The sequence below is a fragment of the Umezawaea sp. Da 62-37 genome, from assembly GCF_032460545.1.
Lineage (GTDB): Bacteria > Actinomycetota > Actinomycetes > Mycobacteriales > Pseudonocardiaceae > Umezawaea.
The window spans coordinates 11,358,312-11,380,723 of record NZ_CP135965.1 but is presented as its reverse complement, the minus strand read 5'-3'; the positions used below and the strand labels follow the sequence as shown (position 1 = coordinate 11,380,723).

General features: G+C 73.0%; 17 protein-coding genes. 9 read left to right on the top strand and 8 right to left on the bottom strand.

Annotated elements, in window-relative coordinates:
* Positions 1 to 84 precede the first annotated feature (84 nt).
* Positions 85 to 996 carry a GDSL-type esterase/lipase family protein gene (locus tag RM788_RS50965; protein ID WP_315929032.1) on the top strand — a complete coding sequence of 304 codons (912 nt, stop codon included), beginning with the start codon at positions 85 to 87 and terminating at the stop codon, positions 994 to 996.
* A gap of 15 nt (positions 997 to 1,011) precedes the next feature.
* Here RM788_RS50965 and RM788_RS50960 read toward each other — a convergent pair whose 3' ends face one another.
* Positions 1,012 to 2,205, bottom strand: coding sequence for an MFS transporter (locus tag RM788_RS50960; protein WP_315929030.1), 1,194 nt, complete (start codon positions 2,203 to 2,205; stop codon positions 1,012 to 1,014).
* Positions 2,206 to 2,278: 73 nt separating this feature from the next.
* Here RM788_RS50960 and RM788_RS50955 point away from each other — a divergent pair, with 73 nt between their 5' ends.
* The gene (locus RM788_RS50955) at positions 2,279 to 3,271 is read left to right on the top strand and encodes an ArsR/SmtB family transcription factor (protein ID WP_315929028.1); all 993 of its coding nucleotides are present in this window, start codon (positions 2,279 to 2,281) and stop codon (positions 3,269 to 3,271) included.
* A 17-nt stretch (positions 3,272 to 3,288) separates the two neighbouring features.
* On the opposite strand, the gene RM788_RS50950 is transcribed toward RM788_RS50955, so the two are convergent.
* Positions 3,289 to 4,149, bottom strand: a complete 861-nt coding sequence (locus RM788_RS50950) for a polyamine aminopropyltransferase (protein ID WP_315929026.1) — start codon at positions 4,147 to 4,149, stop codon at positions 3,289 to 3,291.
* A 123-nt stretch (positions 4,150 to 4,272) separates the two neighbouring features.
* Here RM788_RS50950 and RM788_RS50945 point away from each other — a divergent pair, with 123 nt between their 5' ends.
* Entirely contained in the window at positions 4,273 to 5,499 is a 1,227-nt protein-coding gene (locus tag RM788_RS50945) for an MFS transporter (protein WP_315929024.1), read from the top strand.
* Here the strand turns inward: RM788_RS50945 and RM788_RS50940 are convergent.
* From RM788_RS50940 to RM788_RS50930, 3 genes are all read right to left on the bottom strand, one after another.
* Positions 5,486 to 6,376: a CE1 family esterase gene (locus RM788_RS50940; protein ID WP_315929021.1), complete on the bottom strand. Its 891-nt coding sequence runs from the start codon at positions 6,374 to 6,376 to the stop codon at positions 5,486 to 5,488. The genes RM788_RS50945 and RM788_RS50940 overlap by 14 nt on opposite strands.
* Positions 6,377 to 6,456: 80 nt before the next feature.
* Positions 6,457 to 6,897, bottom strand: coding sequence for a TIGR03618 family F420-dependent PPOX class oxidoreductase (locus tag RM788_RS50935; RefSeq protein WP_315929019.1), 441 nt, complete (start codon positions 6,895 to 6,897; stop codon positions 6,457 to 6,459).
* 67 nt (positions 6,898 to 6,964) lie between these two features.
* Positions 6,965 to 7,573: a TetR/AcrR family transcriptional regulator gene (locus tag RM788_RS50930; RefSeq protein ID WP_315929017.1), complete on the bottom strand. Its 609-nt coding sequence runs from the start codon at positions 7,571 to 7,573 to the stop codon at positions 6,965 to 6,967.
* A 94-nt stretch (positions 7,574 to 7,667) separates the two neighbouring features.
* On the opposite strand from RM788_RS50930, the gene RM788_RS50925 reads away from it, so the two are divergent.
* Positions 7,668 to 8,417, top strand: coding sequence for an SDR family NAD(P)-dependent oxidoreductase (locus RM788_RS50925; protein ID WP_315929015.1), 750 nt, complete (start codon positions 7,668 to 7,670; stop codon positions 8,415 to 8,417).
* A 21-nt stretch (positions 8,418 to 8,438) separates the two neighbouring features.
* Here the strand turns inward: RM788_RS50925 and RM788_RS50920 are convergent, their stop codons facing one another.
* Both RM788_RS50920 and RM788_RS50915 read right to left on the bottom strand, forming a co-directional pair.
* Complete coding sequence (locus tag RM788_RS50920) at positions 8,439 to 9,500, bottom strand: serine hydrolase domain-containing protein (protein WP_315929013.1); 1,062 nt, start codon at positions 9,498 to 9,500, stop codon at positions 8,439 to 8,441.
* A 4-nt stretch (positions 9,501 to 9,504) separates the two neighbouring features.
* Positions 9,505 to 10,263, bottom strand: a complete 759-nt coding sequence (locus RM788_RS50915) for a RibD family protein (RefSeq protein WP_315929012.1) — start codon at positions 10,261 to 10,263, stop codon at positions 9,505 to 9,507.
* Between the two features lie 733 nt (positions 10,264 to 10,996).
* On the opposite strand from RM788_RS50915, the gene RM788_RS50910 reads away from it, so the two are divergent.
* The 5 genes from RM788_RS50910 (at position 10,997) to RM788_RS50890 (ending at position 21,496) form a co-directional block, all read left to right on the top strand.
* The gene (locus tag RM788_RS50910) at positions 10,997 to 15,364 is read left to right on the top strand and encodes a discoidin domain-containing protein (RefSeq protein ID WP_315929010.1); all 4,368 of its coding nucleotides are present in this window, start codon (positions 10,997 to 10,999) and stop codon (positions 15,362 to 15,364) included.
* A gap of 401 nt (positions 15,365 to 15,765) precedes the next feature.
* On the top strand, positions 15,766 to 19,050 hold the full coding sequence (locus RM788_RS50905; RefSeq protein ID WP_315929008.1) for a hypothetical protein: 3,285 nt from the start codon (positions 15,766 to 15,768) through the stop codon (positions 19,048 to 19,050).
* 57 nt (positions 19,051 to 19,107) lie between these two features.
* Entirely contained in the window at positions 19,108 to 19,908 is an 801-nt protein-coding gene (locus RM788_RS50900; RefSeq protein WP_315929006.1) for an alpha/beta fold hydrolase, read from the top strand.
* A complete protein-coding gene (locus tag RM788_RS50895) occupies positions 19,908 to 21,143 on the top strand; it encodes a PP2C family protein-serine/threonine phosphatase (protein ID WP_315929004.1) in 1,236 nt (411 codons plus the stop codon). Before RM788_RS50900 ends, RM788_RS50895 begins: the two co-directional genes overlap by 1 nt.
* Positions 21,140 to 21,496, top strand: coding sequence for an STAS domain-containing protein (locus RM788_RS50890; protein WP_315929001.1), 357 nt, complete (start codon positions 21,140 to 21,142; stop codon positions 21,494 to 21,496). The genes RM788_RS50895 and RM788_RS50890 overlap by 4 nt, the downstream gene beginning before the upstream one ends.
* Positions 21,497 to 21,508: 12 nt before the next feature.
* Here RM788_RS50890 and RM788_RS50885 read toward each other — a convergent pair whose 3' ends face one another.
* On the bottom strand, positions 21,509 to 22,390 hold the full coding sequence (locus RM788_RS50885; RefSeq protein ID WP_315928999.1) for a LysR family transcriptional regulator ArgP: 882 nt from the start codon (positions 22,388 to 22,390) through the stop codon (positions 21,509 to 21,511).
* Positions 22,391 to 22,412: the final 22 nt, after the last annotated feature.

The following is a 22,412-nucleotide window of genomic DNA, read 5'->3' as shown; positions in this document are numbered from 1 at the left end:
GATGTCCGCGCGGTCGACCGGGAAAGCCGCCGTTCTGTACGCTGGGAGGCCGGGAAAGTCGAGTTCCGGGTGGGAGTGGTCGGTGTGTCCGGACTCCGGCGTTCCGCGTTCGCCGCGGCGCTGCTCGTGCTGCTCGCGTCCTGCACCACCTCCCTCGCCGGGAACCCCGTGGCGTCGCCGCCGTCCACCACCGGCAGCGCGCCGCCCGCCCAGCAGGTGCTGGTGTCGCTGGGCGACTCCTACGCCACCGGCTACCGACCCGCGGGCGCGGGTGCGCCCGCGGGGTCCAGCCGGGACGGTTTCGCCTCCCTCGTCGCCGAACGGTCGGGTCTCAGGCTGATCAACGTCGCGTGCAGCGGCGCCACGTCCGGCCAGTTGCGCGACCAGGTGGGCTGCGCTCCCGGCAACCGCGCGGTCGACGCGGTCGACACGTCGGACAGCAGCCAGCTCGACGCCGCCGTGCGGGCGCTGCGGGAGAACAAGGGGCACGTCGGCCTGGTGACCGTGGTGGTCGGCGGCAACGACCTGGCCCCGTGCGCGGTGGTGGCGGACCCGGTGGGGTGCGCGGCCGACGTGGTGGCGGGCATCCGGGCCAACCTGGCAGGCGTGCTGCCCGCGCTGCGCGAAGCCGCGGGCGACGCCCGGATCGTGGGGCTGACCTACCCGGACGTGTTCCTCGGGGCGTGGGTGTCGCCCTCGTTCCCGAACGGCCAGAACCTCGCGCGCCTGTCGGTGCCGCTGTTCCGCGACGGGCTCAACGCCGGGCTGAAGGCGGAGTACGAGCAGGTGGGGGCGACGTTCGTCGACGTCACCGCCGCGACCGGCGCCTACGGGCCGCTGACGGAGACGACCCAGGACCCGACCTACGGCCCGATCCCCACCCCGGTCGCGAAGGTGTGCGACCTGACGTACTTCTGCACGCTCACCGACGTGCACCCCACCGCCGCCGGGCACCGGGAGATCGCCGCCGCCGTCCTGGCCGCCACCGGCCGCTGACCCCGCGGCCGCGGTTCAGGCGGAACCGAGTTCGCGGACCGACCGCGCGGTGAGCGGCAGCAGGACGGCCACCGCGAAGACCAGGCCGCACACCAGGGTGACCGCCTCCGCGCCCCACCTGTCCGCGGCCGGGCCGACGAGCAGGAGTCCCACGGGGATGGCGCCGAACGACAGCAGGTCGTCGTAGGACGACACCCGCGAGAGCACGTCCTGGGGAACGTGCTGCTGCAAGGCGGTTTCCCAGGTGACGCCCGACACCGTGAACCCCAGCGCGGCGACGAAGGCGCACACCATCAGCACGGGCAGGTCGGCGCCGGTGCCCAGCGCGATGAGCGGAAGCCCGCCGAAGGCACTGGCGAGGGCGCCCGCGCGCAGCGGTCGACGCGGCACCACCCGGTACATCACCACGCTCATGGCCAGCAGGCCGACCGCGCGGATGCCGAGCACGAGACCCCACGCCGCCGCGCCGCCGCGCTCGGTCACCAGCGCCGGGCCGAGGACCATCCACGGTCCGACGTTGATCAGGTTGACCAGGCAGAACGACAGCGAGGTGCTCCACACCCACGGCCTGGCCCGGAATTCGCGCCAGCCGTGCCGGATGTCGGGCAGCAGGCTCCCCCTGCCGCGCGGGGCCCGCGTGCCGATGGGCAGTCCGGCGAGCAGCGCGGCGGCGGCGAGGAAGCTGCCCGCGTCGACGGCGATGGCCCAGCCGCCGCCGAAGGCGACCGTGACGGCACCGGCGAGCACCGGGGCGACGATCCGGACGGCGTTCCTCGTCGACGCGAGCAGCGAGTTGGCCTTGGGCAGGTCGGCGGCCGGGACGAGTTCGGCGACGATGCCGCGCAACGCGGGCGAGGCGAACGCCTCCAGCGCGCCGTTCACCAGCGCCAGTCCCGTGACCAGCGCCAGGTGGTAGTTGCCGGTCAGCAGGACGACGGCTACACCGGCCTGGGTCAGGCCCGCCCCGAGGTTGGCGACGACGAGGACGGTCCGCCGGGAGAACCGGTCCGCCACCGCGCCGCCGACGAGCAGGAGCAGCAGGCCGGGGCCGAGGTTGGCGGCCAGCACGATCCCCAGGTCGGCGGCTCGCCCGGAGGCGTCCAGCACGCCGAAGGCCAGTGCGACGGTCGACATCGACGTGCCGAACAGGGACACGAAGCGGGCGGCGAGGAATCGGCGGAACGGAGGGCTCAAGACGGTGATCGGCACTGCGGAAGAATGGCCACGGCGGGGTCCCCCGGCCATCCTTGCGCCGAAAGGCGGAACAATGACCCTTCTCCACGTGAGTTCGACCGGCCTGTCGCGCAGCCGCTTCGCCATCTCGCCGTTCGCGGAGACGGTCGGGGCGCTGATCGCGTTGCAGCGGGCCAGCACCGAACCGTGGCGGGGCCGGGGACAGGCGGAACCCATGGCGGCCTACCGGGCGTGGACGGCGGCCGACCCCGTCGCCGGTGGGCTGCTGGCGCTCGTCGCCACGACGAGGTGGTTCCCCGACGTGGTGACGGTGCCGCCCACCGGCGGCCTGGACACCCGGCTCGACCAGGAGCTGGCCGACCTGGCGGCCCTCCCCGACGACACCGTGCGCGGCACGATCGACGACGCGGTCAGGGAGAGCGCGACCCGGCGGGAGCCGGACTGGCTGCCCGCCGTCGACCTCGCGGCCCGCATGGCCGAGGTGATCGAGGAGGGCTGGCGGCGGTTCGTCAGCCCGACCTGGGCGCGGCGGCGCGCCGTGCTGGAACGCGAGATCACCCACCGCGCGGGCCTGGTCGCGGCCCACGGGTGGCAGCGCGCGGTCACCGGCATGACCCGCAGGTCGACGTGGGTCGAGCCGGACGCGATCCGCTTCAGCGACCAGAGCTGGGACGACGTCGCCATCGGCGACCACGGCCTGACCTTCGTGCCCTACACCGGCAGGCAGGGCTCCTGGGTCTGCGAGCGCCCGCCGCACTACGCGCTCGTCTACCCCGCCCGCGGCACGGCTTCCCGCCTGGCCGGTCCCCCTTCGGACCCGCTGTCGATCCTGCTGGGTCCCGGCCGCGCGCGGGTCGCCGCCGAGCTGGCGACCCCGGTGACCAGCTCGCAGCTCGCGGCGTCGCTCGACCTGTCATTGGGCACGGTGAGCGCGCACCTGGCCGTGCTGCGCGACGCGGGCGTCGCGACCGGCTCCCGTTCCGGGCGCAACGTGTTCTACCGGCTCACCGCGCGCGGCGAGGCGCTGCTCGCCCTGCTCGGCGCGGGGCGGGTGTCCGATGAGGACGATCGCCCGTCCTGACGGGCGGCGGGCGGGTGCTACGGCACCTTGGCCAGGTACACCGTGTTGGTGGACTCCCTGTCCTGCAACGGGTTGGGGAAGCTGACGACCTCCGCGCGCACGTCGGCGAAGGCCTGTGCGAGCAGCGCGGTGAAGTCGTCGTCCGGCGGGTCGTTGGACCACAGCGCGAAGATCCCGCCGGGGTGCAGGAGGGCGGCGACGCGGTGCAGGCCGGGCAGTTCGTAGAAGTCGGCGTTGGTCGGGTGGAGCAGGTGGCGCGGCGAGTGGTCGATGTCGACCACGATGGCGTGGAAGCGGTGGCCGGGATCGGTGGGGACGAGGCCTTCCGGTGAGCGCATGAGGGCGAAGAAGTCGGCGTTGACGAGGTGGCAGCGGGGGTCCGCGCCGAGGGTGGTGCCCGCCGGGATGAGGCCCCGCTGGTGCCATTCGATGACCTCGCCGAGGGCGTCGATGACGGTCAGGGAACCGACGGCGGGGTTCTCCAGGGCGGTGAGGGCGGTGTAACCGAGACCGAGGCCGCCGACGACCACGTCGAGGTCGGTGCCGGGCAGTTCCGCGAGCGCGAGGCGGGAGAGCTCCTCCTCGGCGACGGTGAAGAGGCTGGACATGAGGAACTCGCCGCCGAGCTTGATCTCGTAGATGTCCTTGCCGTCCACCGGATCGCGCCTGCGCCGCAGGACCAGTTCACCCAGGGGCGTCGGGCGCCAGTCGAGTTCCTGGAAACGGGCGCTCACCCGCGGGTCCGAGCACAAGATGTCATCGCAGGAGGGTACTCGCGGCCACGCGTCGTCGAGGGGGCGGCCGAAGGTGACCGCGTCGAGGACGGCCGAGGGCGCGCCGGTGCGGAACCCGGCGTCGGGAACACCTCCGCTGCTCATCAGGACACCGTCCACTGTGCTCGGAGGCCGGTGGCCGATCGCGTCGCTCACGACCCCGCGGATCACCCGGTCGAGTGACGTGGAAGGGTTTTCCCAGGTTCAGGGGAACGATCGGGGGGCACGATGGCCGAGTGGTTCAGGGTGGGGCGCAGCACCTGGCTGCTGGTGGCGTGCCAGGCGTTCTACTTCATGGGCGTCAGCATCGACCTGACGCTGACGGCGATCGTCGGGCTCTCGCTCGCCCCGACACCGGCGTTGGCGACGCTGCCGCTGGCCGCGATCACCATCACGGGCATGCTGTGCTCGGTCGCCGCGGGCCTGCTGGCCTCGCGGTTCGGCTACATCGCGGTCATGATCGGCGGCGCGGCGACCGCGGCGGTCGGCGCGGCGCTGTCGGTGGCGGCGGTGTCCACCCACTCGTTCTGGCTGCTCTGCGCGGGCACCGGCCTGGTCGGGGCGTACCGGTCGACCGGCGGCTACATCCGGTACATGGCCGCCGACCGCGCGCCGGACGGGCAGCGCGAGCGGGCGCTGTCGTTCATCCTCTACGGCGGGCTGATCGCGGCCTTCGCGGGCCCGTTCGTGGCCACCACCAGTTCGGACTTCCTCGGCGCCCAGTACGCGGGCGCCTACCTCATGGTCGGCGTGTACGCGCTGGCCAACGTGCCGCTGCTGCTCGCGCTGCGGGCCGGGACCGTGCGACCCGCGGCCGACGCCGAGAAGCCCCGACCGGTGCCGCTGTCGGAGGTGCGGCGGTCGAAGGACTTCCTCGCCGCCCTGATCGCGCTGGCCGGGTCGGGTGCGCTGATGACCATGATCATGGCCGTCGGCCCGCTCGGCAGCCAGCACGCCGGGCACTCGGCGAGCCTGGGCGCGGCGATCATCCAGTGGCACCTGGTCGGCATGTTCGCGCCCGCCGTCATCAGCGGCGGGGTGCTGAGCCGGATCGGGCCGTGGTGGACCGGCGCCCTCGGCACCGGCCTGTTCCTGATCGGGTCGGTGGTCGGCCTCGCGGGCGAGGGGTTCGTCAACTTCCTGGTCGGCCTGGCGCTCAACGGCGTCGGGTGGAACTTCCTCTACCTCGCGGGCAGCACGTTCCTGATCCGCTGCTACCCGCCCGGCCGCGGCGGCCGGATCCAGGCGGTCGCCGAGGGCATCACGTCGCTGAGCAGCGTGGCGGCGTCGTTGAGCGCGAGCACCATGTTCCTGCTGCTCGGGTGGCGGGGCACGAACGCGCCGGTGCTGGTCGTGTCGGCGCTGCTGCTGGTCGTCCTCGCGGTGATGGCCCTCTCCGGCAGGCGCCCCGCGGCCGCGGGGCAGCCCGCCGAGGCGCCGGTCAGCCGGTCCTGATGCCGAAGAACCCGCCGAGCGCGTCGGCGGCCACGAGGTTGCGGGTGGACCGGCCCATGACGCGGATCGCCTTCCTGGGGTTCGGGATCACGTGGCCGCCGCCGTGGACGGTGTAGAGCGTGACGGGCGACTTCCCGTCCTGCCGGTAGTCGGTGCGCTCGACCGCCGTCCTCGTGTCGTCCGCCCCGCGGCCGAGGTCGTGCGACTCGGGCGCGGCGGTGATGCCGTTGCGCGCCGCGAAGTACTCGGCGGTCCCGCGCGCGGACAGGCCGAGGCCGCGCGGCCGGAACCCCCACAGGCTGGCCATGCCGCCGTCGTAGGGCACGAGCGGGTCCTTGGTGCCGTGGAACAGCACGACCGGCACGGGCTCCGCCGGACCGCCGAACGCCATGAAGTTCCCCGGTTCGGGCTGGGTCGCCGCGATGAGCCCTGCACCGGCGAGCTTCGACGGGATCTCGTGCACGAGCCGGATCACCATCGCGCCGCCCGCGGAGAACCCGACGGCGTGCACCCGTGACGGGTCGGCGGCGAACCGCTCCGCCAGGTGGTCGACCACCGCGCCGGTGAAGGCGACGTCGTCGATCCCGTCCCGGCGGGCCGGGAAGTCCGACGCCACGCGGGCGTCGTTCCAGTTCCTCCGGTACCCGTCGAGGTAGGTCACCACCGCGCCGCCGTGCTCGGCGAACCGGTCGAGCGTTCCACCGGCGAAGGCGCGCACGACCTCCGCGGTCTGGTTCGACCCGTGGAACAGCAGCACGATCGGCGCGCCCGGCGGGACGTCACGCGGGCTCACGACGGTGAACGTGCGCTCCCGACCGTCCACCAGCACCGACGACCGTTCCACCCGCACGACACCACTGCGGTCCACCGCGACCATGACCCCACCTCCACATGCTTGAGTTGCTCATTCAAATAATTGAGCAACTCATGGAGATAGTCAACTTTCGGAGATGCGCGTCACCGGTTGCCGTAGACCCGCGAGGGCCGCACGAACACCACTGCCCGCCGCTGCTCCGCCATGACCCGGTCGTAGGCCTCCCAGTCGTCGTGGACACCACCGGCCGCGGTGAACACCTCGCGCAGCAGCAGCCGGTAGCGCTCGGCGTCGATCCGCCCGTCGGGGTCGTCGGGCCCGACGACCTCCGCGTCGCCCTCGACCGCCGCCCACTCCCAGCCGGACTTGACCGCCACGCTGATCCGCGGCCGCTCGCGCAGGTTCGCGAGCTTGACCCGGCCGCAGGTCACGAAGGCCACCACCTCCGCGTCGTCGAGCGGGTGCCGGGTGAACGCCGCGTTCACCACCGACGACTGGATCCCGCCGTTCGCGCGCAGCGTGGAGACCACCGCGAGCCCGTCATCCGCGCGGCACAGCGCCGCCGCGTCCGCCAACGTCGCCATGGGGCACCTTCCCGCAGCCGCCCACCACCGGGCGGAGAGGAGTCCGATCGTAGGCGGGCGGCGATCGTCAGGCGGGCGGCCAGTTCCGCAGGGCCGCGTCGGCGACCTGCCGCAGTTCGTCGCGGGTCGCGCCGCCCGCGGCCTGGACGGCGATGCCGTTCGACACGGTCGTCACGTACCGGGCGAGCACCCCCGGATCGGCGTCCGGCGGCAGGTCGCCCTCGTCGACGGCCCGTTGGAACCGGGCGCCGAGGCGCACCCGACCTTCGTCGCGCCAGGCGGCGAGGGCGTCGCGGATGGCCCGCCCGGCTTCACCGGCGACCAGCGAGGCCTGGACTCCCAGGCATCCGGCGGGGCAGTCGGGGCGGGTGCTCGTCTCGACCGAGCCCACGAGGAGCGCCGTGGCCACCTCCAGCGCGGTCGGCAGGTCCAGCGCCAGGGCGGCGTAGGAGGCCGGGCCTTCGGCGTAGCGCTCCAGGGCTTTGCGGAACAGCTCCTCCTTGTTGCCGAAGGCCGCGTACATGCTGGTCCGGGTGATGCCCATGGCGGCGGTCAGGTCCGTCAGGCTCGCGCCCTCGTAGCCCTGCTCCCAGAAGACCGCCACGGCCCGGTCGAGGGCCGCGTCGGCGTCGAACCCCCTCGGCCTGCCGATCACCGTCTTCCGCTCGCTGTCCACGAGCACCACCCTACCCCTTCCGCACCGATCGGTCCCGAAGTGCTACGGTCAACTTCAGTACCGATCGGTGCTGAAGTAGATGGAGGTAGGAACCATGGGGCAGCTCGAAGGCAAGACCGCCGTCGTCACCGGCGGCGGCACGCGGGGCATCGGCCGGGCCACCGCCAAGCGGCTGGTCGCCGAGGGGGCGCACGTGTTCATCACCGGCAGGCGCAAGACCGAGTTGGACGAGGCCGTCGAGGCCATCGGCCCCGGTGTCACCGCGGTGCCCGGCGACATCACCGACCCGGCCGACCTGGACCGGCTCTACGACGCGGTCCGCGACCGCGGTCAGGGCCTCGACGTGCTGTTCGCCAACGCGGCCACCGCCTCGTTCGCGCCGCTGGAGCAGCTCACCGAGGAGGACTTCGACCGGGTCTTCGGCGTCAACGTCAAGGGCACGATGCTCACCGTGCAGAAGGCGCTGCCCCTGCTCAACGAGGGTGCCTCGGTCATCCTGAACGCCTCGACCGCCGCCGACAACGGCGCGGAGGCGTTCGGCGTCTACGCCGCGTCCAAGGCCGCCATCCGGTCGTTCGCCCGCACCTGGGCCAACGAGCTGACCGGCCGCGGCATCCGCGTCAACGCCATCTCGCCGGGCCCGATCGACACCTCCGGCATCACCGAACTCGTCGGCGACGAGAACTCCGCCGCCTTCAAGGCCCAAGCGGGCGCCTCGATCGCGATCGGCCGGATCGGACGCCCGGAGGAGGTCGCCGCCGCCGTGGCCTTCCTCGCCTCGCCGGACAGCAGCTTCATCATCGGCGCCAACCTGTACGTCGACGGCGGCGAGAACCAGATCTGACCTCCGCGGCGGCCGGGGGTACTAGCGCAGGGAACCCAGCACCAGCGCCCTGATCTGCGGCTCGATCACGGCGGTGGTGTGCGCCATCACGACGACGCCGAGGTCCTCGCTCGGGTCCGCCCACCACGTGGTGCCGCCCGCGCCCGGCCACGTCACCTCGCCCACCGAGCCGGGCGTGGGCGGGCCGCCGACCGTCCGCCGGACCGCGACCCCGATGCCGAAGCCGTGGCCGGGGTTCCAGCCGGGCTTCTCCAACAGGCTGGTGTCGGTGTCGGGGGCGAGCTGGTCGGACAGCATGTACTCCACGGTCTTGCGGCCGAGGAGCGGGTGTCCCCCGTCCAGCAGCATCCGGACGAACCGCAGGTAGTCCCCCGCCGTGCTCACCAGGCCCGCGCCGCCGGAGTGGAACCGGGCGACCGACAGGTCCGGCAGCACTTGCGGGGGCGAGGGGTGGGCGAACCGGCCGCGGTGCTCGTCCGGGACGCCGAAGGTGGTGTCCGACATGCCGAGCGGCGCGCAGACCTCATCGCGCAGGAAGTCGCCCAGCGACGTGCCCACCACCGACTCGATGATCAGCCCGGCGAGGTCGACCCCCCAGCCGTAGTGCCACATCGCGCCCGGCTCGTGCAGCAGGGGCAGCGCGCTCAGCCGGTCGACGAACTCCGCGCCGGTCAGGTCCGTCATCCCGTCGCCGAAGGCTTCCGCGTAGAGCTTGTGCACCGGCGAGTCGCCCAGCAACCCCTCGGGCATCCCCGCGGTGTGCCGGAGCAGGTCGAGGACCGTCGGCTGGACCGACCACCCGGCGAACCGCGGGAGGTAGGTCCCGATCGGCTCGTCCAGCACCAGCCTGCCCCGTTCGACCAGCAGCATCGCGCCCGCCGCGGTGATCGGCTTGCTCATGGAGGCGATCCAGAACAGCGCGTCCGTCGTCATCGGGACGCCCCGCTCCCCGTCCCGGAAGCCGAACGCCTCGAAGAACACCCGCCGCCCGCGGTGCACGACCCCCACCACCGCCCCCGGCAGCCGGCCTTCCGCGATCTCCGTCTCCAGGAACTCCGCCAGTCCGTCCACGGACAAGATCATCGCATCAACCGGACACCTCGTAGTGCGCCCAGATGCTGCCGTCCGCGCCGACTTCCACGCCGACCGACGTCAGCCGCACCGGGGACGCGCCGACGTCGAGCGGCGGACCGTCCACGACGGACGGCGTGCCCAGCCCGCCCACCAGTACCGGGACGGTGACCACGTGGAGCTCGTCGACCAGGCCCGCGCGCAGGAGCGCGCCGTTGAGGCCGCCACCCGCCTCGGACACGACGCACTCGGCGCCCAGGTCCGACCGGAGTGCGACCAGCGCGGCCTCCAGGTCGACCCGTTCCGCACCCGCGACCAGGTAGGGGATCCGCTCCCGGCGCAGGTGGGCGAGGTACGGCAGCGGTGTGCTCCCGCAGGTGAGGACCAGCAGGCTCGTCTCCGCGTCGCCCTTGTGGGTCCACCGCACCCGACCTCGGCCGTCGACCACGACGAACCACCGCGGGGTGCGGAACGGGAGGAAGTCCGTTCGCAGCTCCGCGGCGGTCGCCGTGGTCGACGGCAGGGGCGGCGGCTCCTCGTCGTCGGCGACGAAGGTGCCGCTGCCCTCCAGGACGACGGTCGGGTGGTGCCGCTGGTCGATCGCCGCCGACCGCGCCGACAACAGGTCGGCGGTGTCGGACGGCCAGGCACCACGCCACCGCCGGTTCGCGTCCTCGTCGAGCAGCCGCTCCGCGCGGTTGAGCGCGACCCGCCCGTCCGCGGTCGCGATGACCGAGACGACTACGCGGGGGCGGGCTGAGCGGTCCGCCGTCATGACGAGGCTCCAGTGTGGTGGGGGTCGATCGTTGCCGGACACGTCCGGGCCGCCGCCGCGCCGGCTCGCGAGCGGGCGCGGCGATGCGACCGCCCGGACGGCGGAACTCCTCGACAGGGGTTGGTGGTCATCGCCGGACCAGTGCGCCTGCGAGTCGCACCCGACTGGCGCGACTCTCCACAGTGGAGGGTCCGCCGGTGAACGGCTGGCCGCGGACCGGGCCCGTCCACCGCACTCCCGGCGACGCGCGGGAGACCGGTGATCCCGGCGGCGCGCGGACCGTGCGCCGTCACGTCCTCACCCGCCCGCACGTCGCCGGTCGCCGACGAGCCCGCGGCGACGGCGCGGTCGGCGAAGGGCATGGCGGTGGACGTGGTCGACATGGCCCGAAAGCTACCGACGGGGTCCGACAATTTTCGAGAAGCCGATCAAGAACGGCCGGGTATCGGCGGTCAGTCGACGCGAAGTCGGAAAATTACGTCAATCAGTCAAGTTATTGCGTTCAGTTCGCGTCATGTTGCATCCTGGTCACCATTCCGCAAACCGGGAGGCCCACCGACGGCGTGCACCTGCGAAGTCCCCCACACCCCCTCCGCCGGGCGGCACCCCTGACCTCCCGCGCTCCCCGGCGCACGACACCACGCGCAACGCCGCGCCCCCACCCGCACCGACGCGTCACGCGGGACGGGTGCCGCGGCGCCCACCCTGCCGTTTCGACAGAGACGAAGACGCCATGACTCGGAAGCAAGTCAACGGGCTGATCGGCGCGATCCTCGCCGTCGGCCTGGTCACCCTCGGGATGAACGCCCCGACCGCCGTCGCCGCGGGCGGTCCGAACCTGGCCGCGGGCAAGACCGCCGCGGCGAGCGCGACCAACCCGAACCAGCCCGCCTCCAACATCAACGACGGCAACCAGGACACGTACTGGGAAAGCCCTTCCAGCTCGTTCCCGCAGTGGGTGCAGATCGACCTCGGCGGCTCCGTCGACGTCGACCAGGTCGTGCTGAAGCTGCCGTCGTCGTGGGGTGCCAGGACGCAGACGCTCACCGTCCAGGGCAGCTCGAACGGCACCGCGTTCAGCGCCCTCGCCGGATCGGCGGCCCGCGTGTTCGACCCAGCCGCGAGCAACACCGCCACCATCGACTTCACCGCCGCGAGCGTCCGCTACGTGCGCGTGGACGTCACCGCGAACACCGGCTGGCCCGCCGCGCAGATCTCCGAGTTCGAGGTGCACGGCGCCGCCGCGGCCACCGGCAACCTCGCCGCGGGCCGGACCATGTCGGCCAGCAGTTCCCAGGGCGAGTACCCGGCCTCGAACACCAACGACGGCAACCAGAACTCCTACTGGGAGAGCAACAACAACGCGTTCCCGCAGTGGCTCCAGGTCGACCTGGGCGCCTCGGTCGGGGTGAACAGGGTCGTGCTGAAGCTGCCCGCCTCGTGGGGGTCGCGCTCGCAGACCCTGGCCGTGCAGGGCAGCGCGAACGGCACGTCGTTCACCGACCTGGTCGGCTCGGCGGCGTACAGCTTCGCGCCCGCCAACAGCAACACCGCGACCGTCTCGTTCACCGCGACGACCACCCGCTACGTCCGGCTGGCCATCACGGCCAACACGGTGCAGCCCGGCGGCCAGCTCTCCGAGTTCGAGGTCTACGGCCCGACCTCCGGTGACCAGCAGGCGCCGACCGCGCCGGGCGGCCTGGCCTTCACCGAGCAGACGAGCGGGCAGGTCAGGCTCACCTGGACCGCCTCGACCGACAACGTCGGCGTCACCGGCTACGACGTCTACGCCAACGGCCAGGTGCGCGGCACGGTGGCGGGCAACGTCCTCACCTACACCGACACCCAGCCGGTCACCACGACGGTCGAGTACCTCGTCCGGGCGCGCGACGCCGCGGGCAACCAGTCGGCCGACAGCAACCGGGTGACCCGCGCGGGCCAGGGCGGCGGCGACACAGCGGCCCCCACGGCTCCCGGCGGCCTCGCCTTCACCCAGCCCACGACCGGGCAGATCAGGCTCACCTGGACCGCCTCCACCGACAACGTCGGCGTCACCGGCTACGACGTGTTCGTCAACGGCCAGGTCACCGGCGTGGCGGGCAACCAGCTGACGTTCACCGACACCCAGCCCGCGACCGCGACGGTGGAGTACTTCGTCCGGGCGCGCGACGCCGCGGGCAACCAGTCGGCCGACAGCAACCACGTCACCCGCACCGGCCAGGTCGGCTCGGGCTCGAACCTGGCGCGCGGCAAGGCGATCGAGGCGTCCTCCACGACGTTCTCCTTCGTCGCCGCCAACGCCAACGACGACAGCCTGGCCACCTACTGGGAGTCCGCGGGCTTCGAGTCGACGCTGAGCGTGAAGCTCGGGTCGAACGCCGACGTCTCCTCCGTGGTGGTCAAGCTCAACCCCGACTCGGCGTGGGGCACCCGCACGCAGACCTTCGAGGTGCTGGGCCGTGAGCAGTCGGGCACGTCGTTCGGCTCGCTCAAGGCGCTGGCCACCTACTCGTTCAACCCGGCGTCGCAGAACACGGTGACGATCCCGGTCACCGGCCGGGTTTCCGACGTGCGGCTGCGCTTCACCGCCAACAGCGGCGCTCCGGGCGCGCAGGTCGCCGAGTTCCAGGTCATCGGAACCCCGGCGCCCAACCCGGACCTGGTCGTCACCGCGGTCACCTGGACGCCGACGTCGCCGAACGAGACGAGCGCGATCTCGTTGTCCGCCACCGTGAAGAACAACGGCACGGCGGCCGCGGCGGCCACCACGGTCGACTTCAGCCTCGCGGGCACGGTCGTCGGCAGCACGCCGGTCGGCGCGCTCGCCGCGGGCGCCTCGGCCACCGTCTCGGCGGCGGTCGGCACGCGCCCGATGGGTAGCTACAGCGTCTCGGCGCTGGTCGACCCGACCAACAAGGTCGTCGAGCAGGACGACACCAACAACCGCTTCACCGCGGCCACCCAGCTGGTGGTCGCGCAGGCGCCGGGGCCGGACCTCCAGGTCACCGGCGTCACCACCAACCCGGCCAACCCCGCGGTCGGCTCCCAGGTGACGTTCACCGTGTCGGTCAACAACCGCGGCACCAGCGCGGTCGCCGCGGGCACGGTCACGCGGGTGACCGTCGGCGGCACCACGCTCAACGGCACGACGGGCGCGATCGCCGCAGGCGCCACGGCCACCGCGACCATCAGCGGGAGCTGGACCGCGACCAACGGCGGCGCCACCATCACCGCCACGGCCGACGCGACGAACACCGTCGCGGAGACCAACGAGAACAACAACGCGTTCTCCCAGTCCATCGTGGTCGGCCGGGGCGCGGCGGTCCCCTACACCGAGTACGAGGCGGAATCGGCGCGCTACCAGGGCACGCTGCTGACGGCCGACGCGGTGCGCACGTTCGGGCACACCAACTTCGCGACCGAGTCGTCGGGTCGGCAGTCGGTGCGGCTGAACAGCACCGGCCAGTTCGTCGAGTTCACCTCGACCAACCAGGCCAACTCCATCGTGGTGCGCAACTCGATCCCCGACGCCCCCGGTGGCGGCGGCATCGACGCCACGATCAGCCTGTACGTCAACGACGCCTTCGCGCAGAAGCTGACGCTGTCGTCCAAGCACAGCTGGCTCTACGGCAACGTCGACGGGCCCGAGGCGCTGACCAACACCCCGCAGGCCGACGCGCGGCGGCTGTTCGACGAGTCGCACGCGCTGCTGTCGACGAGCTACCCGGCGGGCACCAGGTTCAAGCTCCAGCGCGACGCGGCGGACAGCGCGTCGTTCTACATCCTGGACCTGATCGACCTGGAGCAGGTCGCACCCGCGACGAGCCAGCCCGCGGGGTGCACGTCGATCACGTCCTACGGCGCGGTGCCGAACGACGGCGTGGACGACACCGACGCCCTCCAGCGGGCCGTGACCGACGACCAGAACGGCGTGATCGGCTGCGTGTGGATCCCGGAAGGGCAGTGGCGGCAGGAGAAGAAGATCCTCACCGACGACCCGCTGAACCGGGGTCAGTTCAACCAGGTGGGCATCAGCAACGTCACCATCCGCGGCGCGGGCATGTGGCGCTCCCAGCTGTACACGCTGACCGAGCCGCAGAACGCGGTCGGGAGCATCAACCACCCGCACGAGGGCAACTTCGGGTTCGACATCGACAAGAACACGCAGATCTCGGACATCGCCATCCTCGGCTCCGGCCGGATCCGCGGCGGTGACGGCAACGCCGAGGGCGGGGTCGGCCTCAACGGCCGGTTCGGCACCGGCACGAAGATCAGCAACGTGTGGATCGAGCACGCCAACGTCGGCGTCTGGGTCGGCCGCGACTACGACAACATCCCCGACCTGTGGGGACCGGCCGACGGCCTGGAGTTCAGCGGGATGCGCATCCGCGACACCTACGCCGACGGCATCAACTTCTCCAACGGCACCAGGAACTCCAAGGTGTTCAACTCGTCGTTCCGCACCACGGGCGACGACGCGATGGCGGTGTGGGCCAACAGGTACGTCAAGGACCCGAACGTCGACATCGGGCACGACAACCACTTCGTCAACAACACCGTGCAGCTCCCGTGGCGGGCCACCGGCATCGCGATCTACGGCGGCTACGGCAACTCCATCGAGAACAACCTCGTCTACGACACGATGAACTACCCCGGCATCATGCTGGCGACCGACCACGACCCGCTGCCGTTCTCCGGCACGACGCTGATCGCCAACAACGGGCTGTACCGCTGCGGCGGCGTGTTCTGGGGCGAGGACCAGGAGTTCGGGGCGCTCACCCTGTTCGCGGCGAGCAAGGACATCACCGGTGTGACCATCAGGGACACCGACATCTCCGACTCGACCTACGACGGCATCCAGTTCAAGACCGGCGGCGGCACCATGCCGGGCGTCGTGATCAGCAACGTGAAGATCGACAAGTCGAACAACGGCTCCGGCATCCTCGCGATGAGCGGCGCCCGCGGCAGCGCCACCCTCACGAACGTCACCATCACCAACTCGGCCCAGGGCAACATCCTGGTCGAGCCGGGGTCGGGCTTCGTGATCACCGGCGGCACGTCGATCGCGGGTCGACCCGCCAGGGCGGGTGGTCCGAACTGACACTCCCCTGACGCCACCGCGCCCGGCCCGCGATCCGCGGGTCGGGCGCGGTGGCGTCACTTCCAGCGCTTGGCGTACTTCTTGCGGTACTTGGGGCCCGTATCCCGCGAGACCGATCCGCCACAACGACGTGAGCGCGTGCCATGCGGTCACGAACCGCTCGCCCCCCGTCACCTCGACCAGCGAGGTTCGCGACCACGTCGTCCCAGACCTCGTGCGCCCAGGGCACGGTTGTGGCCGTGGCGTCCATCGTGGACTCGAAGGCGGCGTTCCGCCGCTGCCGATCGATGCCCCGGAGGTCGGCGAAGTCCGCCGGTATCGCGCTCGTCATCCGCGGGAACCTATCCGCGACGGGTCAAACCGGTGGCGGGTCGCGGCATCGGAGGCGAGAATCACCGACCGTGACCACTTCCGCGAGACGACTGCTCCGCACGCTCGACCCGCTGCCCTTCGGCGCCCGCCAGAAGGCCTTGTCCGACACGGCCCGACGGCTCGCGGGCACCGCCGAACTGGACGACCTCCTGCGCGACTTCGCCGGGGACGTCCACTCGCGGCGGATCGCGTTGCAGATGGCTTACGTGGCCGGGAACGGCGAGTACGTGGCGGAGTGCCTGGCCGCGCCGGAGACCGCGGTGGTGGCGCACGCGCTGGGGGCGGCGGTCCGGCTCGGGCTGCCCGCCGAGGTGTTCGTGGAACGGCTGCCGCACCTGCCGACGGCGCTGCGCCGGATCCTCTACAACGGAGTGCGCAGGCGCCGGGCGACCGCGCTGGCCGACGCGCTCCTGCCCGTCGTGCGGGAGCGGTTCGGCGACCAGGAGGCGGCCGCGCTGCTGGCGGCGTGCTCGACCCCGGTCGTGGCGAAGGCGCTGCCGGAACTGGCGCACGCGGTCGCGAACTGGAGCGCGATCGGCCGTCGGCACCCCGCGGAGTTCCTCGACCTGGTCGACGCCGAACTGGCGGCGATGACGCCCGCGTGGTGGCCGAAGGTGCTGACCAGGCTGGGTGGCGGGATCGCCGCGGCCGCGGAGCCGGAGCCCGCGCGGGTGCTGGACCTCGTGGAGCGGACGCTGCCGCACGCACCGCTACCGTGGGGTCTGGTCGGCGTCCTGGGGGTGCTGGCCCGCCACTCCCCCGAGCGCGTCGCGGCGGTGCTGCTGGACCCGCGCCGCACCGGGAGCACGCCGGACCAGCGGTCGCTGTGGCGGACGCTGACCGGGATCGGCGACGACGGGCTGATCGGCATCGCGCGGCTGCTCGACGGGGCCGCGCTGGTGCGGTTCCTGCACGTCCTGGCGCCGTCGCGGCGCGCGGCGGTCTACGCGGGCGCTGTCGGCGGGCGGGCCGACGTGCCGCTGGAAGCGGTGGACGAACTGCCCGCCGCCGCGCGGGCGGCGGAGGCGCGCAGGCTGCTGGCGTTGCGCGCCAACGCCGACGAGCCGTCGCGGCGGCTGGCGGTGACCGCTCGGCTGGGCTGGGTCGAGGCCAGGCCGGTGCTGCGCGAGGCGACGACGCGGGCCACGGCCGACGAACGCGCCACGGCGTACCCGCTCTACATCGCGGCGGGCGCGGCCGGCCGCGACCAGGAGGTGTTCGCGGAGGTGCTCAGCACCTTGACCAGGCTCCCCAACGAGCAGGACCCGGTGCGGGCGGCGGCGCTCACCGCGCTCGCGGCCGTACCGTCGTGGCTGTTCCGGACGTCGGAGACCGACCAGCTCGTGAAGCTGATGGTCGACGCCGCCCAGGCTCGGGACTGCTCGTGGAGCACACAGCACGCCGTCGGCACGCTCGCGCGGGCGCTGGTCCGCGAAGGCATCGTGTCGCGGCGTACGGAACTCCTGGACGCGGGCCTGGTCGGGTTGGGGAGCCTGGGCAGTCACCTGAGGTGGATGGACCTGAGCGGCTTGGACCGGGCTCTGCCGCGCGGTGCCGAGCAGCAGGTGTTCGAAACACTGCGCGGGCGGATGGCCATCGACGCGGAGCGCGGCCGCTACGAGATGCTGTTGGGGTTCGCGGACGGGTTGGGCAAGCGGGCGTGGGACATGACGCACCTCCAGGAGCTGCTGGCCAGGGCGTGCAAGGCGAAGGACGACTCCGTGGTGTCGCGGGCCGTCGGGCTGTGGCTCGCGCCGCCCGCGACCCGCGACGACCGGGTCGAGAAGGTGTTCCGCGGGGACCGGTCCACCGTCACCCTGCACCCGGTGCTCAACGCCATCGGGTTCCGGCGCACCGACCTGCTCGACGACGTGATCGGCAAGCCGCTGCACGGCCGGTTCCTCAAGCGGGGAGTTCGGTACGTGCCGCCGTTCGAAGGCTGCTTCCCCCGCTGGCTGCCGCGCCAGACCGCCGCGTACGCGGGCGAGTTGGCGGCGCTCGCGGGCGACCGGCGCGCCAACGTCTACGAGCGGGCGAACGCGGTGCGCGCGCTGGGTCGCGTGCCCGGCACGGTGGACGCCGTGCGCGGGTTCACCGGCGACCGCGAGGTCCAGGTGGCCGAGGCGGCGCTGGGCGCGCTGGCGTGGACCGACGAGCCCGGCGACGTGCTGCCGGACCTGCTGTCCCAGGTGGACACCGACCGGGCGCGGGTGGCCGTGTACGCGGTGACCCGGTGCGCCCGGTTCACCGCGCCCGACCGGCTCGGCGAGCAGTTGGGGCTGCTGCTGGGCGGCCCGAAGGTCACCGCGCGGAAGGAGGCGGTCCGGCTGCTGGCCGAGCACCACGTGCCGGGTGCGGCCGCGCTGCTGACCGCGGCGTGGGACGGCCCGCACAGCCACCGGGACGTGCGGCGCGCGCTGGTGTGGGCGGCCGGGTGGTTCCTCGACGACGAGGCAGCGTGGGACCTGCTGGCCAGGGCGGCGGCCGATGAGCAGGCGGTCGCGGTGACCGTGCTCGACCGGTCGCCGTTCACCGTGGCTCCGCACCACCGGGCCCGCTACGCGGCACTGGTCCGGGACGTCGTGGCCTCACCGCACGGCGACCCCGCGGTGCTCAGGGCGGGAACGGTGCCGCTGTGGGCGCGCTTCGACACCGGGACCATCGCGCTGCTGGTGGACCGGGTGTCCGACCTCGGGAACACCGCGACCTGGGCGCCCGCACTGACGGCGCTGCTCGACGTGTGCGCCGCCGCCAACGACGTGGAACCGTTGCGCGAGGCCACCGCGCGGCTGCTGGCGGCCGAGGACCTGTTCGACGCCGAAGCCGACCGCGACCTGCCCGCCAGGCAACGGATCGGGGCCCTCGCCCGCATGGTGGTCGACCGTCCGTCGGCCGTGCTGCGCGCGGCCGCGGGCGCGCTCTCGGACGACCTGGCGGCGACCCCGGAGCACCGCGGGTCCGCCGTGGCGCTCGCGGTGGCGGCGATCCCCTGGGACGACGACCCGCTGCCGGGGCTGCGCGCCGTCACCGGGCTCGCCGACCGCCCCGCGCTCGCCGGTCGGGCCGAGGCCGAACTGACCGCGCGGCTGGACGGCGCCGTGCGGAGGATGCCGCGCGAGCGTGCGCTGGCGGTCGCCGGGACGCTGGCGGGCGAGGGTGCCACCGCCGCCCGGCTCGCGCTGGCGATCACGGCCGCCGCCGGTCGCGACACGGGCTGGCCCGAACACTGGCGGTCGCTGCTGCGCTCGCTGCGCCGCCACGAGGACCCGGACGTGCGGCTGGCGGCGTTGGACACGGTGACGGCGGTGGAGTAGCCGCCCCCTGCCGAGCCGGTGGGGCGGCCCCGTGGAGCGCACTGGCAGGATGTGCCGATGGACGCGCGGGGCAGGAACAACGTGGTCGTGACCGGTGTTGCGGACGGGCCGACGGTGCTGCTCGCGCACGGCTTCGGCTGCGACCAGAACCTGTGGCGCCTGGTCGTGCCCGCGCTGGCCGAGCGGTTCCGGGTGGTGCTGTTCGACCACGTCGGCGCGGGCGGGTCGGACCTGTCGGCCTGGTCGGAGCGGCGGTACTCCACGCTCGACGGCTACGCCGCCGACGTCCTCGACATCTGCTCCGAACTCGACCTGCGCGACGTGGTGCTGGTCGGGCACTCGGTGTCGGCGATGATCGCCGTACTGGCGGCCAACCGCGACCCGTCCCGGATCGCGAAGCTGGTGCTGCTGACCCCGTCGCCGTGCTACATCGACGACGGCGACTACCGCGGCGGCTTCAGCCGCGCCGACATCGACGAGCTGCTGGAGTCCCTGGACAGCAACTACCTCGGCTGGTCGGCCGTCATGGCACCGGTGATCATGGGCAACCCCGACCGCCCGGAACTCGGGTCCGAGCTGACCGAGAGCTTCTGCCGCACCGATCCGGCGATCGCGCGGGTGTTCGCCCAGACCACGTTCCTGTCCGACAACCGAGCCGACCTGACCGGCGTCACCGTGCCCACGCTCGTCCTCCAGTGCTCCCAGGACGCCATCGCACCGCCCGAGGTGGGGCGGTTCGTGCACGAGCGGATCCGCGGCAGCGAACTCGTGACGCTGGACGCGACCGGGCACTGCCCGCAGCTCAGCGCGCCCGAGGCGACCGCCGCGGCCATCACGGCGTTCGCAGGCACACCGTGATGTGCGAGACCGGTGACGACCTCACCGGCGGCACGGAGGAGAGCGCCGGACCGGACCCGGCCTTCTCCGCCCTGCTGGAGGACAGCGCCGAGGACCTGTACGAGAACGCCCCGTGCGGCTACCTGTCCACGTTGATGGACGGCACCATCGCCAAGGTCAACGCCACCCTGCTCCGCTGGCTCGACTACCGGCACGACGACCTGGTCGGACGGCGGCGGTTCGCCGACCTGCTGACCGTGGGCGGGCGGATCTACCACGAGACGCACATCGCGCCCTCGTTGAGCATGCACGGCGAGATCGGCGGGCTCGCGCTGGAACTGCGCGCGGCCGACGGGACCCGGCTGCCCGTGCTGGTGACCTCCGCGGTCAAGTCGGGCCCGGACGGCACGGCGCAGCTGATCCGCACCACGGTCTTCGACGCCCGCGACCGCCGCGCCTACGAGCAGGAGCTGCTGCGGGCCCGCCGGGAGGCCGACCTCGAACGGGAGCGGGTCCAGAAGCTGGCCACGACCCTCCAGCGCACCCTGGTGCCCCCGACCCTGCCCGCGGTGCCGGGGATGGAGGTCGCGGCCTACTACCACCCCGCCTCGACCGACGAGGTCGGCGGCGACTTCTACGACCTGTTCCCGCTGGCCGGCGGCATGTGGGGGTTCTTCCTCGGCGACGTGTCCGGCAAGGGCGCCGCGGCCGCCGCCGTCACCTCGCTGGCCCGCTACACGCTGCGCGCGGCCGCCGTCTCGCACACCGAGCCGATCGCGGTGCTGAACATCCTCAACACCGTCCTCAACCACGAGTACCACGGCGTCGACCCGCGCTTCTGCACGGTCGTCTACGGCGTGCTGACCCCGGACGCCGACGGCTGCGCGATCAGCATGGCCACCGGCGGCCACCCGCCCGCGGCGGTGATGCGCGCCGACGGCGGCGCCGAGTTCCTGGACCTGCCGGGTGGACAGCTGGTCGGCGCGCTGCCCGAAGCCAGGTTCGTGGACATCCGGGTGCGCATGGGGCCCGGCGACACCCTGCTGCTCTACAGCGACGGCCTCACCGAGGCCCGCACCCGCGGCCGGGTCCGCCACAGCGAGGAGGAACTCCTGGAGTTCCTGGGGACCATCGGCCCGACCACCGCGCCCGACGCGGTGACCGCGGTGACCGCCCTGCTCGCCGGGTTCGGCGACGGCGTCGACGACGACACCGCCCTGCTCTGCCTGAGCATCCCCGCGGGCGACCGGCCGTGACCGGACGCTTCACCGCGACCGCGCGACCGACCCCCACCGGCGTCGTGCTGCGGTTCGCGGGGGAACTCGACGCCGCCGCGGCGCCCGAGGCCCGCCGGGTGATCGTCGGCCTGGTCCTGGAACGGGGGCAGCACCTGGTCCTCGACCTGTCCGGACTCGCGTTCTGCGACTCCAGCGGCATCTCCGCCCTGCTCGCGGCCCGCAACACCGCCATCGCCGCCGACGCTGGTATCGCCCTGGTCGCCGTGCCCCCCGGCCTGGCGCGCACCTTCGCGCTCATCGGCCTGGCCGAGGCCTTCGCCACCTACCCCACCGTCGAGGACGCCGACTCGGCCTGGACCGCCCGGTCCTGACCCGGCCGCGCGCTACCGCAAAGCGCCCGCGGCGGCCTTCCGGACCGCGGCGGTCAACGCCGACAGCACCGTGGACTCCAGGCGCCAGCACTGCCAGTGCAGCGGCACGTCCAGGTGGCGGCCGGGCGCCAGGGCGACCAGGCGGCCGTCGGCGAGGTCCTGGCGGACGGCGGCCTCGGGCACCAGGCCCCAGCCGAGGCCGAGGCGGATCGCCTCGGTCAGGCTGTCCGACGCGGGCACGTAGTGGGTGGGCGGGTCGGTGTCGCGGTCGGTCATCGAGCGGGCGAAGCGGCGTTGGACGGCGTCCTTGCGGTTGAAGCAGACCACGGGCGCGGCGGCGAACGCGTCGGCCGGGTCGCGGTCGGCGAACCACCGGGCGTGGCAGCCGGGTGCGGCGACGGCGAGGTAGCGCATGGCGCCGAGCCTGGTGACCCGGCAGCCCTGGACGGCGGTGCGCTCGGAGGTGACGGCGGCCACGACGGCGCCCGCGCGCAGCAGTTCCGCGGTGTGGCCCTCGTCGTCGGTGTGCAGTTCGAACACCACGTCGGGCAGGTCCGCGAGGACGGGCAGGAACCAGTTCGCGAGCGAGTCCGCGTTGACGACGACGGCGACGCGGGTGCGGGCCTGTCCGCCCAGGGCCCCGCGGGCGGCGGCGAGCGCTTCGCGTTCGAGCAGGGCGACCTGGCCGCCGAGCCGCACCAGCGGCCTGCCCGCGTCGGTGGGCTCGCACGGCCGTGTGCGGCGGACCAGCACCTGGCCGACGACCTGCTCCAACGCCTTGATCCGCTGGCTCACCGCCGAGGGCGTCACGTGCAGCACCCGCGCCGCGGCGTCGAAGCTGCCGTGGTCGACGACGGCCTGGAACGTCGCGAGCTGCACCGGATCGAGTGGCATAAGCCATTCTAATGGTGCTGAA